Genomic DNA, 15,900 nt, shown 5'->3' on the forward strand with positions numbered 1-15,900 from the left:
AGACCCCCGATGAACAAGACACTCTCACTGCTGATTGCAAGCGCCGCGCTTGCAACACCTGCCATCGCCGAAAACCTTGCTGTGGTGGGCAGTTGGTCCAGCCTGCCGCTGCACAAGCAATACGAGGCCCCGTTCTGGGGCGAAACGCTGCCCGCCGCCTCCGGGGGTACCGTCAGTGTCGAACTTACGACGCACAACCAGATGAGCCTCGGGCTGGGGGACATCTATCCGTTGCTCGGGCAGGGAGTTTATGACGTGGCGATGACGGTGGCAGACTATGCCGTGGCTGATGCCCCCGAACTTGAAGGGCTGGATGTGCCGCTGCTGGCCCTGTCCGCGGACGAAGCCCGTGCCATGGTCGATGCAGCACGTCCCATGGTTGCCGATATCTATCGCGACCGCTTCAACTCTCACGTACTGGCGATTGCGCCCTATCCGCCTCAGGTGGTGTTCTGCAACGCCGAGATTTCCAGCCTTGCCGATATGGAAGGTCTGAAAGTGCGCGCCTCCGGTCGGATGACCGCCAAACTGCTGGAAGCTCTGGGGGCCGAGGGGGTGAACGTGTCCTTCTCCGAAGTGCCCGGTGCGCTGCAGAATGGTGTTGTCGACTGCGCCGTGACCGGCGCCGGGTCTGGCTACAGCGCGGGCTGGTGGGAAGTCTCGACCCATCTGCTGCCGATCCCGCTGGGTGGCTGGGATTCGGTTGTCACCGCTATGAACATGGACAAGTGGAACAGCCTGAACAGCGACACGCAGGCGTTGATCTCGGCTGAAATCGTCAGTGGTTTCGAGGATCCGGCATGGGACAGCGCGCAGAATGCCCTGGTCAATGACATCGCCTGCCTGACCGGAAACGGCGAATGCCCCTCGGGCGAGGCGCGCGCGATGACCCTCGTCGAGGTCAGTGACGCCGACTTCGCCCGCGCGCGTGACATCCTGACCAGCGAAGTGCTGCCAGATTGGGCAGAGCGCGCCGGCGGCGACTGGGCCACACGCTGGAACGAAAGCGTGGGTCAGGTTGTCGGTGTGACCATCAACTGACGCAAAGACCAAGGGACGCTCCGATCATGGAACTGACGATGATAAACCGCCTGCGCACAATCAACAGAGCCGTGGCCCTGACCGTCGGATTTGGCCTGCTGATCTGCGCGGGCTTCGTGTTGATCGACATCATCATGCGCCAGATCGGCTCGTCCCTTGGCGGAACAGAAGAGATCGCGGGCTACGCCATGGCGCTCGCGACGTCGTGGGGTATGTCCTACACGCTGCTCGAGATGGGACATGTGCGCATTGACCTTCTGCGCAGCCGGGCCGGCACCTTCGGGCGGGCAATTTTTGACGTCTTTTCCATGGTCGTGATGTCTGCGGTCATCATCACGATCGCAATCAAGGCCTGGCCGGTCGTGGAACGTTCCCTCGTCAACGGATCAACGGCCAACACGCCGCTTGAGACCCCGCTGATCTGGGTGCAGATGCCGTGGTTCGCGGGTTGGCTCTGGTTTGCTCTGATGTCCGCGCTCACCACCCTTGCGGCCCTCAGCTTGCTGCTCAAGCGACGTCACGAAGAAACCGAAAGCTTTGTCGGAGCCTTTGCAGAACAGGACACTTTGCAATGATCGGATATGTTTCTGTCGGGCTCCTGGGCCTTCTGGCGCTCTCTATCCCGGTTGGCATCGTACTGTTCCTGCTGGGGTTCGGCATTGACACCTTCTTTTCGAGTTTTCCGCTTATCCGCGGTCTTGGAAATATGGTCTGGTCGTCGTCAAATTCGGCCACCCTGATCGCAATCCCGTTTTTCGTCCTGCTGGGCGAAATTCTGGTCCGAAGCGGGGTTGCGACGCGCACTTACGCCGCCCTGGACCGCTGGGTGTCATGGTTGCCCGGCGGGTTGGTGCACGCTAATGTCGCTACCGCGACCATGTTCTCGGCGACGTCAGGATCCTCCGTGGCGACGGCCGCGACCGTCGCCACCGTCGCCATGCCTCAGGCGGAAAAGCTGGGGTACGATCCCAAGCTTTTTTCAGGCGCGATCGCGGCGGGTGGCACCTTGGGCATCATGATTCCGCCCTCAATCAATCTGATCGTCTACGGATTCCTAACGCAGTCTTCCATCCCACAGCTCTTTCTGGCGGGGCTTGTTCCCGGCATCCTTCTTGCCATCGCCTTCATGGCGGTCACAGCGATCATCTGCCTGATCCGGCCGGATCTGGGCGGCACCCGTCGCACCTTCCCCTTCGCACAAATGCTGCGGGCGTTGATCGACCTGATCCCGATACTCATTCTGTTTGGGCTCATCGTCGGCTCCATCTACCTTGGCTGGGCCACCCCGACAGAGGCCGCCGCCGTGGGTGTCGCCGGTGCGTTTTTGATCGCGCTGGCATTTGGCGGAGTGTCCTGGCCGATGCTGACGCAAAGCCTGACCGGGACCGTCAAGATCACCTCCATGATCATGTTGATCGTGATTGGCGCGTCCTTCCTCAACTTCACCCTCGCCTCGGCCGGGCTTGGCCGCGAACTGACCGAGTTCATGACAGGGCTTGGACTGACGCCATTGAAGACAATCCTCGTGGTTGTGGTGCTCTATATTGTGCTGGGCTTTTTTATCGAAACGCTGTCGCTGATGGTTGTGACCATCCCGATCATCGTGCCCTTGGTTGTGGCGCAGGGCTATGATGTGATCTGGTTCGGCATCCTGATGATCGTGCTCATCGAAATGGCCCTGATCACGCCGCCCGTGGGCCTGAACCTCTACGTGGTGCAGGGCGCACGAAAATCCGGCAGTTTGAACGAAGTCATGCTGGGCGCCCTGCCCTATTGCCTGACGATGCTTGCGATGGCATTTCTTCTGATTGCCTTCCCCGGCATCGCGCTCTTTCTACCGAATTTCCTGCAATAGGGGCATTGGGTCAGCTTTCATCATCCTCAACGCGGATCGTCAGAAAAAACCCCGGAGTACAGGTTTTCTCGCGCCAAGGATTTCGGTTTTGATCTCCGCCGCTTGGGAACTCACGGTCTTTCTTGGCAGGCAAGCCTCTTGCGCCTACACCCTAGCCTCAGTGTAACACAACGCTCTCTTTCACAGGGTCTCCCGTTCGGCTCTCCAAATGCGCTGCACCCGATTGTGGTTCACAGGCCAGCCCGCGATGCTGCGCAGGCTCGCCATCATCCGTTAGGGACCTCGCCAGATGACCCGACCCGCTAAAACCCCGACAGGATGATGGAGGCGATATTGGCGCCCGAAGAAGAGCCCAGGCTTTGGGCGCTGCTCGACAGAAGGTAACTCTGCCTCAGGCTTTCAAGCCTTTCAGGGTCTACGAAATCGGCGACTTCGCTGGTGTCATAAAACTGCTCGGCCCGGCTTTTCAGCACCGACAATTGTTGATCAACGTCAATGCTGCCGAAACTGGATGGCAACCGGAAGGCCCCCTCGAAGACCTCGCGCAAAGGTGGTGACGCCATGATGGAGAACCAGCTTGCATCATTGCTTGTCCCGGCGTCGACGACTTGCTTCAGTTCCCGCTCAAGCGCCAGGGCGACGCGCATTGTCGGATCGCTCTCACCCACTTGAATCTCGAACTGCCGGTCGAGATAATTCTGGGTCACTTGCTCGACAAACCCTTCGGGATACACCCTCGCGGTTTCAGGCTCACGGAAATTGAACAGGTTGAAAAGCGCTGTAAATCTTTCATCGGGGTACACGTTCACCAAGGACGTCGCAACCTCCGGGTCGGAGTTCAAGATGCGTTCGACAAGACCGCGCGAAGCGACGGTGTTGGCAATCCCGAAGAGATCCAACGCGGCGTCGCGCAGCGCTGTCGCGTCCAGAAAATCATCCGGGCTGTCAAGTGATCCGCTGCTTGCCGAAGCGGCTTCGACAAGTACCTGCAGACGGCTTTTTTCGACAACCGGGTTGCCGTCGCCATCAAGTGCCGGATCGCCATTCTCGTCCAGAACCGGAGTGTTGAAGCTGAAAGCACCTGCAAAACGCGCAAACCGGTCATCCTCCAGCGAATAGACAAAAGACGCCTCGTCATTCAAATCAGAGTTCAGGACGTTTGTCAGAAAATCCGTTGTGTAGATGTCGTCCAGGTCGAATATCTGCAACGCTTCTTCCAGCAGCACAGGATTATCCAGCAAGTCCGCTGTCGTGGTGATCGTGTCGAAAGAACCCGAAAACGTATCAACGATAGTGTCAAGTTTGCTCTTGCCCTGTTCTTTCCCGAAGAAGTCAAAGGCTTTCGCAAATTCTACCAAACGCGCATCGGGCATCCGGTTTGCAAATGAGTTTTCGTCCGAGAGGTCGGATTCCAGCACTTGCTTGAGGAAATACGTGTTCGAAAGATTTCCTTCCAATCCAAACCTCTCAAGCGAAGCCCGAAGCAGCGAGCGGTCTGCCAACAGGTCATCGGAAGACTGAAGCGCCTGCAGCTTTACCGTCAGCTCATCTGCCGTGCGCTCCTGCAGCAGTCGCGGGCCGTCATCGCTTGCGAAATTGAATGCCTGCGCAAAGGCCAGATATCGTTTGTCGGCAAGGCGGTTCGCCAGTGACTTGTTGTCGCTCAGATCGGAATCCAGAATTCGCTTGATGAATGCGCGATTGTCCAGATCATCGTCCAGACCGAATGCTCCAAGAGCCACCTTGAGCAGGGTTCTGTCCTCCATGAGTTGATCGGAGGTCTGGATATCCTTCAATTTGTCAGAAAACTGCGTCGCTTCGCGCGCAATCAGCGGGTTTTGTTCGAAAAGGTTTTGCTGCACGTCGCGTGTGCGTTTCAGAAACGCGTAGCCGGCAACGCCAGACCCGACAACGGTTGGCACAAACGTCACAACGGCTCTCCCACGGGAAGTGTCAGAACGCTAGTGGCAATACTTGTTACAAAACGACATTGCATGATCGGCGAAACCTCGGTTGTTTGCATTCAGCCTTACACCGGATCGGTAAAGAATTCCCTAGCCGGGCTCTGAACGCATCCGGAAGGTGATCTCACGATCCATTGCTAATTGGCCCGATGCACTTGCGCGACAGGACCACCAGAAACGCACTTAGCGGCTTCAGCGCCCTGATGGCGCGGGCTGTGGCGCCAAGCCGGATGGCACACCGGCGGGCAGGAGATCGCTGCGGTCCAATGCGCTCGGGTCGGTCAAACTGCCCAGAAACGCGACAATATGGGCGATGTCTTCCCGCGACAGCGAGATCGACGCCAGCGTGTTGCGCGACCTGATGCGCCCCCGAAGACCATCGGATTTCTGAACCCACCTGTCCTTTTTCTCAAAGGCGCGTATCTGTGCTGCGGTCAGGGGAACGAAGTGAGTGACAGACCCCCGCCCAGCGGGTCTGATCACTTGATCCAGCCTCGGCAGGCTGATCCGATCACTGTCAAAGGCATCGAGAGAGCTCTCCGGGTCGAGGTGATGCCGCACAACCCCTTCGAGGGTCTTGAACGCCCCGCTGTGACCCCAGGGTCCGGTGATTTCAACATTGCGCAGCGACGGCGTTCGGAATGCAAAGAGATCTGCTTGATCGAAAGTGACGCGATACCTCCCTTCATCTTCGAGCCGACCGGGCAGACCGGTTTCGCGCCAATAGGTGAAGTCCGCGCCATGGCCCTTGCCGGGGCCCGTCTGGGGCATGCCAATGGCGTGAAAGCGGTGATCGGTAAGCAGCGGGCCACTATGACACGACACGCAATTCGCCTTGCCGAAAAACAGCTTCAGACCCTGTTGCGCATCGCGTGACAACATTGACGCATCGCCGGTCCTGAGAAACCTGTCAAAAGGGCTTTGATCCGATCTGAAAGCCTGTGTCTGGAAAGCGGCGAGGGCTTTGGCGGCGTGGGTGAAGGTGATGTCATCCGCCGCGGCGACGTCATCAAAGGCCAGCCGAAACAGATCGACATATTCGGGGATGGCGGCAAGGCGCGCGGCAAGCCTTGCCCAGGCAAGTGGGCGGTTGTCGTCAGCCACGGCATCGGCGACAGGGTTTTCATGGCGTTGACCGGCCATTTCAAGCCCGGAAGTAACCGGGAACAGCGCTTGCGCTGCCAGTGTGCTGGGCAGTCCCGGCGGCAGATCGGACCCGGCGGGATTGGTAAAACCGCTGGTTTCCAACCCGCTTGCGTCCACCTCCAGACGACCGTCATGAAACATCGACCGGTATTGCCGCGCACCGACGTTCCACAAGGATTGCGCATTGCGCGGAATGCGTCCCGGAACCGGGTCGCGGGTGACGCGCTGCGTGCCAACGCCATGGCCACCTTCGCCGATGCCCAGAGCCAGCGCATCACCTGTCCCAAGACCCGGGTCGTGGCACGTTCCGCACGAGATATTGCGGTTACCGGACAAAACCGGATCGAAAAAAAGCAGCCGCCCCAGTTCATAAAGCGCCTTGGGTGGCGCGCCATCATACAGGTAGTCCGCGTCTTCCAGAGGCTTGGGCAGGCGATTTTCGCGATAGCCACCAAGCTGACTTTGCGAACTGACACTGCCCAGAAGCAAAATGAACAGGACGCCTGTAAGGCCGGTGATACAGATCGGCCATCGTGGTTTTAGATAATTCGAGAGCATTTTCACGATTCTGTTTACCTGCATTGCGATTGGCGGCGCGGCGCACGCCTGCGTTTTCCGGACATTCCGGACGTCCCCCGGTGTCAGACCGGTTTGCGGTAGAGAAGCCATTCCGTGCCGTCGTACGACCAGCCAGACTTGACGATCTCCTCACGTGCCACTTCGACAAAGCCAAGGCTTTCGTAGAGTTTGCGCGCGGGATTCACATCGCCTGTGATCAGGCTGAGAGCCGTGTATCCCGACGTGCGTGCGCGCGTCTCGGCATGCTGCAAAAGCGCCGTCGCCGCCCCCTGTCCACGTGCGTGCTCAAAGGTGGCCAATACATTGATGTACCACGTCCCGACGGCCAGGTTTTCGAGCGCCAGCAAGGGGCGGAAAACTGCCGACGCCTGCGCAATATCGGGCGCGGGCGTCCGCTGCTTCAGCGGATAACTGACCAGCGCGGAGATCACCAAATCCTCGGCGTCTCGCACCACGTCCGATTTCTGCCAGCTGAAGCCGCCGGCATCCCGCTTTGCCCGGCGGCGGCCGACGTCCATCGCGGTCTCGTCCCCTTCGCGCATCTGTTCCCACAAGACAAGCGGCAACCCGTCTCCGGCTATCACGATGAGGTCGGCCAGAGCAGCCGCATCCGAGCGTCGGGCGGCGCAAACCTCGGTCCCGGCTTTTGAAACAATATTCATTTTCGATATCCTTCAGGTACAACCCGCCCCAGTGGAAATGGGCGGGCGCATTGCAAGGTGGGTCAGTCCCCGGTGACGGTGTGATCCTGTCGCATCAGCAGGGCATGATCGTCCTCGCCGCGAATGCGGAACGTCGCGTTGATTGCCATATGCTCATTGAAGCCCAGCAAAGTTTGCACGAGCGGCGCGTCAACCCCGGCAAAATCACCCGTCGCACCGGTGATCGGACGGGCGTTTTCCACCCCTATATCCGCGATCTCCGATCCCTGGGTGACGATCATGTCACCGTCCTTGAAGTCAAACACCTGGCGGCTGATCACCCAAACGCCGGTGGTTGCATTGCCCGCCTCGCCGACGAAGTACCCGTCGCAGGTCCATGTGCCCAGAACCAGGTCCGGAAAGGCCGGGCTGCCATCCGGCAGAACACCCGCCGTGTCGGCATCCAGCGTGCCCTCTGGATAGATATATCCCTGCGAAACGAATGCATTGCCATGTGCGGGCATGCCATTTTCGTGCAGCGGTGTGGCTGCCATGAAAATCCGGGTATGGTCTTCGGCCACATCAAATGCGTCCGGGTTGTCGGCATTGGCCGGGCCGATCAGGGGCAACAGCAGGGCTGTCGAAAGAAGAAGGTTTTTCATTTTTGAAATCCATTTTTGTAGGGTGGGGAGGAGGTTTGAACGGCGGTGCAATCATATTGCTGTACAACGCCGCCCCCATTCCGGTGGCCCGTCTGCGGGGCGCCGGAATGTCTTGGTCAGGTCGCGCCCGGGGCACAACCGGATGTTTCGGGGTCAGGCAGCCCGCGTGGCCTGACAGATTTCGGCGACATGCCGGTGGTCCGTGCCACAGCAGCCGCCCATGACCGTCAGGTTCGGCAGCACATCCGAGAGCCCGGCATAAAGCTGCCCCAGCTCGACCGGGTTACCGTCATCCAGTGTCTCGCAGGCGTCCAGTTCGGCGTGGCTCATCCGCGACGCATTGGCGCGCAAGCCCATAATCCGCGTGGTCCACTCCCCTTCCAACACGTGCGCAAAATGATCCGGATGCGCACAGTTGATCATGAAGTAGGCCGGATAGCTGTCTGTTGCCCGGTCCACCGCCGCAATTGCGTCCCTGAGGGTTTCGCCTGACGGCAGCAGCCCGTCCGTCTCCAGTGTGAACGAGATCGACACCGGTATGTTGATATCTCTGGCTGCGATAACGATACCAATGGCTTCGGCGGAATATGTGAGCGTCGCCGCCGAGACCATGTCAGCGCCAAATTCGGCGAACCATCCGATCTGTTGCTTGTGATACGCGGCGGCCTGAGCGACCGTCAGCAGACGCGAGGGCGCGTAGCCATCGTCCTGCGGACCGAGCACGCCGTTGATCACGAAGGGTGACGCCGGTGTCTCCCGCGCGTCGCGCAATCGGGCCAGGGTCACGATTGCTTCGCGGTGAATTTCCCGCAAATCGTCTTGGGAGAGTCCAAGCTCGGTCGCCCAGCGTGCGCTGGCCCGCCATGTCGGTGTATCCATGACGAAGCCGCGCTGTTCATCTGTCGCCAATCGCGCATAACGCTGCATATAGACATCCATGGCGCGCAGTCCCGCGTCCGTTTCCAGCGCCTTGAACGCTGCAAACAACGGCAGCTCGATGCCTTCGTGAAACACAAGCGTTGTTTCAAGTCCGCCATCCGTGATCATCTGCTTGCCGGCAAGCTGGGGCAATGCGTGTCGATACTTCATCTCTCAATCCTTTGTTGGGGTGCCGGAAAGGCGGCAGGCTGTCGATACGCAAGGACCTACCGGACGGGGCTTGGCCAAGCTTGAGCAAAGGCTGAGAAATTCCTGAGATGTTCTGGAAGCTGTGGTAGTGCAAGCGTAACAGCAACTCAGAATATGCGTGTGACAGATCATGAAGGTTTCAATCGGGGATGCCGAAGTAGATTTTGACCGGATGCTGGTCACCCGCGCCGGGGAGACGCATCGGCTGACCCGTCAGTCCGCCGGAATTTTAAAGTCACTTGTCGACGCCTCGGGCGAAATCGTCACTAAGGACATGTTGATCGCCCGGGTCTGGGACGGGCGGATCATTACCGATGCCACCTTATCCACCGCGATCAAGGAAGCCCGGCGCGCTGTCGGTGACAGTGGCAGTGCTCAGCGGATCATCGAGACGGTGCATGGGGTGGGCTTTCGCCTGAAGGGCCAGGTTGCGCCGGAGCCAGTTGCAAATCAGTCGCCTCGCAATCAACCCTGCATTGCCGTGCTGCCATTTCGAAACATCGGGGGAAACCCCGCAGATCACTTTGTGAGTGATGGCTTGACGGACGAGGTCATCTCAAACCTGTCGCGGTTTCGGGATCTGAAAGTCCTTGCGCGCAACACCTCTGAAGCCATTGCGGCAGGCCGCCTTGATCACGCTCAGATGTTTGACAGGTACGCTGTCGACTATGCCGTCGAAGGAAGCGTGCGGCGCTCTGATCGAAGGTTGCGTGTCACGGTGCAGGTCGCCTCGACCGACACCGGGGCGATCCTCGTGACGGAGCAGTTCAATCGCGAAGCCTCGCTGGATGCGCTTTTCGATGTGCAGGATCAGATAGCATCGCTCTGCGCGGGGCGCCTCGCCGGGCCACATGGCCCCGTCGCACGGCAAGCGGCCATCAGAGCGCGCGCGGCCCCCTATAAAAGCTGGCAGATGTACAGGCTCGTCGCCGCGTTCCGGCAATTCTACCGGACCTATGATCCGGACCTGCATGCACGGTTGCGCGCTGACTTCCCCCCTGCACTCGCCGAGGACCCGGATGCTGCTGACGGCTGGGCTGCCTACGCGGTCATCCTGCTCGAAGAGCATCGCTATCACGTGAACGAACGCATTGGTGTGAATGTCCTGCCCCTCGCACTGGAAGCCGCCGAAAAGGCCGCCGCCGCGGACCCGCAAAACGCCTTTGCCCAGGTGGCGCTGGCCATGTGCCGGCTCTTTGCGCTGGATGTCTCGGGCTTTGACGCGGCGGCGGACAAAGCGCTCGCGCTCAATTCCGGCAATTCGGATGTCTTGTCTGAAATCGGGCATTGCTATGCGTTTTTGGGGCGCGAAGACCTGGCGATCGAACTGCTGGACCGCGCGATGGAGCTGAGCCCGGAGCACCCCGGATGGTATCACTTCGCCAGAGCCTGGCGCTATGTCAGGTTGGCGCGATACGATCAGGCGCTTGCAGAGATCCAATTGGTCCCGATGCCGGGCTTTTATTGGTATCATGCCCATCTGGTCTGGTTTCATGCGGCACTGGACGATGTGGATGCCGCGCGGGCAGAGGCAGAAGTATTGCGGCAGGTATTCCCGGATTTTGAAAACCGGGTCCACGACGAGCTGACACTCTTGCAGGAAAATCAGGATATTATTGAGCTGGCGCTGGAAAACTGGTTCAAGGCGGGGCTGATGGTCAGGATTGATCCGGCGGGTGACGTCTCAGCAAACCGATAATCCCGGAAAGCGCGATCGCAAGGGCGAGACCCACGAACCCCGTACTGCTCAAAAGGCCCGCGCCGACCGCGCCACCGAGGGCAAAACCGAACAGGTAAACCGCCATGCGTTTCGCGGCTGCACCTTCCTTATGCTCCCGACCGGACAGATAAAACGGGAAGTAAAGGAAAAGGAAAAAGCCGTTTGTCAGAACCATAAGCCCCAGAAACACGATGTCCGTTGACAGGTAACTCAACGCGCCGGTCGCCGCAGCACATATGAGTGCACCGCTGGCAAGCCAGTGTCCCTGCCGCTGCACCACCGCAGCGGCGAGTGCCGACCCCAGCGCCCCCGTCAACAAACTGCCCAATAGCCAGAATGACAACGCGCCGGGAAAGGCGATGGACCCTGCAAAAATCTCCAGAAAGGACCAATAAGCCCCCATCATGACGAAAAACGGGAACTGGAATACCGGGAAGCCGGACCAGACCGGCGTGGCAGTCAGCGACGCGTTCCGGCCTTCGGGCAGGTTGCCAGAGCCACCGATCAGCAAAAGCAGCGAAAGGGCTGACAACAGCCATAACGGGTCCACACCGCTCACAGGCAGTAACAGGTAGACGACAAGTGCTGCGATCAAGCCCATCGCGAGGGCTGATGCAATCGCCCGCTGCAGCTTCGCGCCCGCACCGACACCGGACAGAGCGCGAGCCGTCAGAAGACCCAGCGACAGGCCAAGCATGGCACAGGATAAGACGGTGACAATCAGCGGCGCAGCCTTTGCAGTTGCCAACGACACGAGGCCAGCAGGTACCAGCATCGGCGCAAGCCGGTCCATAAAGGGACGCGCGACGTACCGGGCAGCACCACAGGCAAGGCTTGCGGCCAGCAGCACCAGGCTTCCCAGCAGACCCGCGACACTGTCCGACACCCGGTTTTCGTCCGTCAATGCCGCGACCCAGACGGGCATCGTGTTGATCAGAAGAGATCCAAAAGACAGCACCAGCATGTTGTAGCGACTTGCTATGGACCGCACGCGCCCTGCCCCAGATCATTCCGATGGCACCATGCCACCCGGCTATGATCACTAGGCCAAGCGGATGCCCATTGCCAACGACTTTCGGCTCTGCGCAGGTGGCCCCGCGAAAAATCTGGACGCTCCGGCCGGGTCACGCGGCCAATGTTCAGGCCTGCACCCGGTTGAGCCGACGGGCAGCAACCTGATAGGCTCTGTATTCGGGCAATGGTGCCGGCCGGGGTTGCAGACCCGGCGAGCGGCGAAACGGAAAGGGCGGTGCATATGGCGAAATCCGAACGGCAGAAAATGGCGGATGGCGAATGGTACACGTGCCTTGACGATGAACTGGAGGCGCTCAGAGTAACCGCCCGGGACGCCGTGCATCAACACAACACGCTTCCCCCCGCTGAACGAGGCAACATCGCGCCGGCGCTCGCCGCACTTCTGACCGCGCGGGAGGCGATAATCGAAGCGCCCTTCCACTGTGCCTATGGTATCAATATCGAACTCGGCGAACACGTCTTTCTCAACGCGGGTTGCACGATACTGGACTGTGCGAAAGTGGTGATCGAAGACCGGTGCCAGCTTGGTCCAAATGTTCAGATATACTGTGCAGAGCATCACACCGACCCGATCAAACGAAGCATCGAAGGGCTGGAGATTGCGCGCCCTGTGCATATCGGCAAACGCGTCTGGATAGGCGGCGGCGCCATCATCCTGGCGGGCGTGACGATCGGCGAAGGGGCCGTTGTCGGCGCGGGCAGCGTGGTCACCAAGGACGTGGCCGCCGGTCAGATCGTTGTCGGCAACCCGGCACGACCTATCGCCAGAGGGAAGCGGTGAAGCACTATCAGATGGCGCGCCGGCGCAGAGGACCGCAGTCTCGCTGGGCTTACCGGCGTTGCATCCCACTGGCCTGCAGGACAGCGGGACCACATGTCGCGACGCAATGCAACGCGCGGCGCAGCGCATCGTGGATCAACTTGGGGATCCCCACCGGGCGCAAACCTGCTGACTTTCAGTGCATTTTGCTCGGCAAGCGGCCAAACCGCGCCTTGTAATCCCTGGAAAACCGGCCCAAGTGGGAAAATCCGTTCCCAAAGGCGACCGTGGTCACGGTGGGCGGATCCCGACGCGATGTGAGCTGGTAGTGCGCGGCATCCAGCCGGGCATTGCGAACAAACTGCATGGGTGTCACGCCGAACCGCCGCCGGAACCCTTTTTGCAGGGTCCGCACATTCATCTGCGCATGTGTCGCGATCTGTTGGAGCGACAGCGGTTCCGTCAGATTGCCATGGATATACTCGACAGCCAGACGCAGCCCGCGAGGCGTTGCTCCGCCGTCAGATCGGTCAATGATGTGCGAAACATTGTTCGCCTGAAGCGTCAGCAGGGCAAGGGCCAGATCAGTTTCAACCCGCATGTCGCTGGCAGCCGACAGTCCTTGAAAAAGATCACCCGCGTCGATGGCTCTGGCACAGGAAACCACCATGCGTTTCAGCTCGCTACCGTTGGGCGTGGTCAGGTCAACTTCGGTGTCAAACCTGATCGGACCGGGTAGCGGAGCACCGATCAGGCCGGTCGCGACAGCATTCAGATGCTCTCGGCTGACCTGCAACAGAAGCTTCTGACAGTCGCCCCGCCAGTGCATGCGGGTTTCGCGGTCCGGGTTGAGCAGTGTGGCCTTGTCGGAACCGGCTGCAACAACATCTCCGCGGTGGTGGATCAGAGCCTTGCCCGAGAGGGGTATCTGCAACAGGTAAAACGACCCGAGCATGCCGGGATCGATTGTCACATCCGCCCCGTAGTGCAAGTAGTTGACGGAGACGTTCTCACCAGCCACGTGATTGTGCTGAACCGCAAGGGGGGTCTCGCGCCGATCCATCTCAAGCCGGTGGTCACAAAACTTCTGCGCCACGCAGTGGCGTGCTTCATCCAGATCACCCGTGCGAAAGAGCGGGTGGCGGGACAGAAACGCGGCGCGTGCTGGGGCCTCGGCAGTTGTCACATGGTCCTCATAGGTTGGACAGTCAGGTTAGAGAGACCGCGCATTATTTCAAGCCTGAACAATTTCGCACCGAACACCCGTTCGTTTTTTGGATAAACGCTTTGGCGATTCTGGCGCAGTTTCCCTGAAACATCACCAAAACAGTGGTATCCGGGTAATGGAAAAAGGCGTGACAAAAGCCGCTGAGGGCATTGAGGGGTTATCTTGGAACGTTGTCGGGCAGACATATGTCCCCAAACTGCTGAGCAATGATGCGTTTCTATGGCACGCAACCGTGCCGGCAGACACTTTTGTACCACCGCATATACATCCCACGCAGGACGAATGGATCATCGTACTGGACGGCACGCTGGAGATCGAATTTCTCGGCGATGTGCACAACGCAGGCCCGGGCGACACCGTGCGGATGCCCAAGGGCGAGGCGCATGGAATATTCAATCGGTCCGGAACCGAAGCCAAATGCGTGTTCGGCGTAGCACCCGCGCGCAAGCTCTTTGACCTATTTGTCCAGCTGGATGGTGTCACGGACCCCGGGGAACTGGTGCGCCTGTCCGCACTGCACGAAGTCGACTTTCTGCCGCCCCCCGCAGACGCATGAGCTGGGGCGGACAGATGGGAACCAACAAGATGATACCGAAAAAGAAGATTGCCGTGATCGGCGGCGGCGTAAGCGGACTGGCGGCCGCCAAGGCATTCGATGAAAAAGGTCACCGGGTCGTGGGCTTTGAGCGCAGTCACGACTTTGGCGGCGTATGGGAGCCATCGCGGTCATATCCGGATGTTCAGACACAGTCCCCCAAGGATCTTTATTGCTTCACCGATCACCCGATGCCGGAGGCGTATCCCGAATGGCCAAAGGGCCCGCAGGTGCACGCTTATTTGCATTCGTATGCTGCCAAGCACAAGCTTGCCCGATTGTTCCGCCTTAATACAAATATCAAGGCAATGAACCGCCGCGCTGACGGACATCCCGGTTGGACACTGACCATCGATGCCGCAGGCCGGGAATGGACCGAAAATTTCGATTTCGTATCCGTTTGCACGGGGCAGTTCTCTGACAAGAACATCATCACCCACCCCGGGCAGGAGGGGTTTGTTGCGCGCGGCGGTCAGGTCATGCATTCCTCCGAATACACCGATCCTTCGGTCGTCAGGGGCAAGGACGTGGTGGTGCTGGGCGGGTCAAAATCCGCTACCGACATCGCTGTGAACGCCGTCAACAGCGGGGCAAAATCGGTGCGTCTTGTCTATCTCGAAAATGTCTGGCGGGTGCCCTATTTCGTCGGCGGCATCAACTTCAAGCATCTGCTGTACATGCGGGCGCAGGAACAGCAGTTCAATCAATGGGGCAAGAGCCCGTTTCAGCGCGTCATCGCAGCCGCCCTGAAGCCGCTGGTCTGGGTCAATTTCCGCGGGCTGGAGACACTGCTGAAGCTGCAACTGGGCTTAAAAAAACACAACATGGTGCCCAGGACACCCATTGAAAAAGAGGTGTCCTGTTCCGTCCCGATCGTGACGCCCGGTCTGTTCGAATGCCTGAACGAAGGCACAATCAAACCCGTGATCGGCACATTCGACCGCTACACCGAGGAGGGGCTGAAACTCAATACCGGGGATGTGGTTCCCTGTGATATCGCCATTCTGGCCGTGGGTTGGAAACTGGGTGTTCCTTACCTCCCCTTGGAATTTCAGGACAAGCTGATCGAGAGCGATGGACAATATCGGGTCTACCGGCTGTCGGTGAACCCCGATGTGCCGGACATGGGATTCGTCGGGTTCAATTCCAGCTTTTGCACCGTCCTGTCCGCCGAAATGATTGCAAACTGGCTGGTGCGCTACGCGGACGGGCAACTGGCCCGACAACCGACAGACGCCGAGATGAATGCGAACATCGACATGATGCTGAACTGGAAACGGACCGAACGGCCGGCAGCCAAAATCTATGGCGGCTTGTGCTCGGCACCCTTCCATTTCAAGCATTTCGATGAACTCCTCGCGGATATGGGTGCCACCATGACCAAACGCGGCAATCCCTTGGCGGAGCAGTTCTCGTACCCCGATGCCGCCGCTTACGGGCGCTTCCTCGCAACAACGCCGCCCTATCAGGCGTCATGAGGTGTTGCGTGGTCTCAAGGGTGCGCACGGCACACGTAATAGGTAGGGACGCATGAAAAGCCCAGACA

At 59.5% G+C, this 15,900-nt stretch carries 14 protein-coding genes; 7 read left to right on the plus strand and 7 right to left on the minus strand.

Features of this window, described 5'->3' with window-relative positions; translation table 11 throughout:
• The first annotated feature begins 9 nt into the window (after positions 1–9).
• Genes KX928_RS14765 through KX928_RS14775 form a run of 3 tightly spaced genes read left to right on the plus strand, consistent with a single transcriptional unit; the run spans position 10 to position 2,896 of the window.
• The gene (locus KX928_RS14765) at positions 10–1,041 is read left to right on the plus strand and encodes a TRAP transporter substrate-binding protein (protein WP_219504173.1); all 1,032 of its coding nucleotides are present in this window, start codon (positions 10–12) and stop codon (positions 1,039–1,041) included.
• A 26-nt stretch (positions 1,042–1,067) separates the two neighbouring features.
• Positions 1,068–1,616: a TRAP transporter small permease subunit gene (locus KX928_RS14770; RefSeq protein ID WP_219504176.1), complete on the plus strand. Its 549-nt coding sequence runs from the start codon at positions 1,068–1,070 to the stop codon at positions 1,614–1,616.
• On the plus strand, positions 1,613–2,896 hold the full coding sequence (locus KX928_RS14775) for a TRAP transporter large permease (protein ID WP_219504180.1): 1,284 nt from the start codon (positions 1,613–1,615) through the stop codon (positions 2,894–2,896). The genes KX928_RS14770 and KX928_RS14775 overlap by 4 nt, the downstream gene beginning before the upstream one ends.
• Before the next feature lie 302 nt (positions 2,897–3,198).
• On the opposite strand, the gene KX928_RS14780 is transcribed toward KX928_RS14775, so the two are convergent.
• The 5 genes from KX928_RS14780 to KX928_RS14800 form a co-directional block, all read right to left on the minus strand.
• Positions 3,199–4,827: a DUF1217 domain-containing protein gene (locus tag KX928_RS14780; RefSeq protein ID WP_219504183.1), complete on the minus strand. Its 1,629-nt coding sequence runs from the start codon at positions 4,825–4,827 to the stop codon at positions 3,199–3,201.
• A gap of 225 nt (positions 4,828–5,052) precedes the next feature.
• On the minus strand, positions 5,053–6,564 hold the full coding sequence (locus KX928_RS14785; RefSeq protein WP_219504185.1) for a cytochrome-c peroxidase: 1,512 nt from the start codon (positions 6,562–6,564) through the stop codon (positions 5,053–5,055).
• Between the two features lie 83 nt (positions 6,565–6,647).
• Entirely contained in the window at positions 6,648–7,247 is a 600-nt protein-coding gene (locus KX928_RS14790) for a GNAT family N-acetyltransferase (protein ID WP_219504188.1), read from the minus strand.
• A 62-nt stretch (positions 7,248–7,309) separates the two neighbouring features.
• Positions 7,310–7,888, minus strand: coding sequence for a hypothetical protein (locus tag KX928_RS14795; RefSeq protein ID WP_219504191.1), 579 nt, complete (start codon positions 7,886–7,888; stop codon positions 7,310–7,312).
• Between the two features lie 153 nt (positions 7,889–8,041).
• Entirely contained in the window at positions 8,042–8,977 is a 936-nt protein-coding gene (locus tag KX928_RS14800; RefSeq protein ID WP_219504194.1) for a homocysteine S-methyltransferase family protein, read from the minus strand.
• A gap of 169 nt (positions 8,978–9,146) precedes the next feature.
• Between KX928_RS14800 and KX928_RS14805 the strand changes: the two genes are divergently transcribed.
• On the plus strand, positions 9,147–10,715 hold the full coding sequence (locus tag KX928_RS14805) for a winged helix-turn-helix domain-containing protein (RefSeq protein ID WP_219504197.1): 1,569 nt from the start codon (positions 9,147–9,149) through the stop codon (positions 10,713–10,715).
• On the opposite strand, the gene KX928_RS14810 is transcribed toward KX928_RS14805, so the two are convergent.
• Positions 10,675–11,727 (minus strand): hypothetical protein, encoded by a 1,053-nt coding sequence (locus KX928_RS14810; RefSeq protein WP_219504200.1) that lies wholly within the window; start codon positions 11,725–11,727, stop codon positions 10,675–10,677. The genes KX928_RS14805 and KX928_RS14810 overlap by 41 nt on opposite strands.
• A gap of 264 nt (positions 11,728–11,991) precedes the next feature.
• Here KX928_RS14810 and KX928_RS14815 point away from each other — a divergent pair, with 264 nt between their 5' ends.
• Complete coding sequence (locus KX928_RS14815) at positions 11,992–12,552, plus strand: sugar O-acetyltransferase (RefSeq protein ID WP_219504203.1); 561 nt, start codon at positions 11,992–11,994, stop codon at positions 12,550–12,552.
• 175 nt (positions 12,553–12,727) lie between these two features.
• On the opposite strand, the gene KX928_RS14820 is transcribed toward KX928_RS14815, so the two are convergent.
• Positions 12,728–13,717 carry an AraC family transcriptional regulator gene (locus KX928_RS14820; protein WP_308342344.1) on the minus strand — a complete coding sequence of 330 codons (990 nt, stop codon included), beginning with the start codon at positions 13,715–13,717 and terminating at the stop codon, positions 12,728–12,730.
• 157 nt (positions 13,718–13,874) lie between these two features.
• On the opposite strand from KX928_RS14820, the gene KX928_RS14825 reads away from it, so the two are divergent.
• Together KX928_RS14825 and KX928_RS14830 are read left to right on the plus strand one after the other, a co-directional pair.
• Positions 13,875–14,315 carry a cupin domain-containing protein gene (locus tag KX928_RS14825; RefSeq protein ID WP_219504205.1) on the plus strand — a complete coding sequence of 147 codons (441 nt, stop codon included), beginning with the start codon at positions 13,875–13,877 and terminating at the stop codon, positions 14,313–14,315.
• Positions 14,316–14,344: 29 nt separating this feature from the next.
• Positions 14,345–15,832, plus strand: a complete 1,488-nt coding sequence (locus KX928_RS14830; RefSeq protein ID WP_219504208.1) for a flavin-containing monooxygenase — start codon at positions 14,345–14,347, stop codon at positions 15,830–15,832.
• Positions 15,833–15,900: the final 68 nt, after the last annotated feature.

The organism is Roseobacter insulae, from assembly GCF_019375555.1.
Taxonomy (GTDB): Bacteria; Pseudomonadota; Alphaproteobacteria; order Rhodobacterales; family Rhodobacteraceae; genus Roseobacter; species Roseobacter insulae.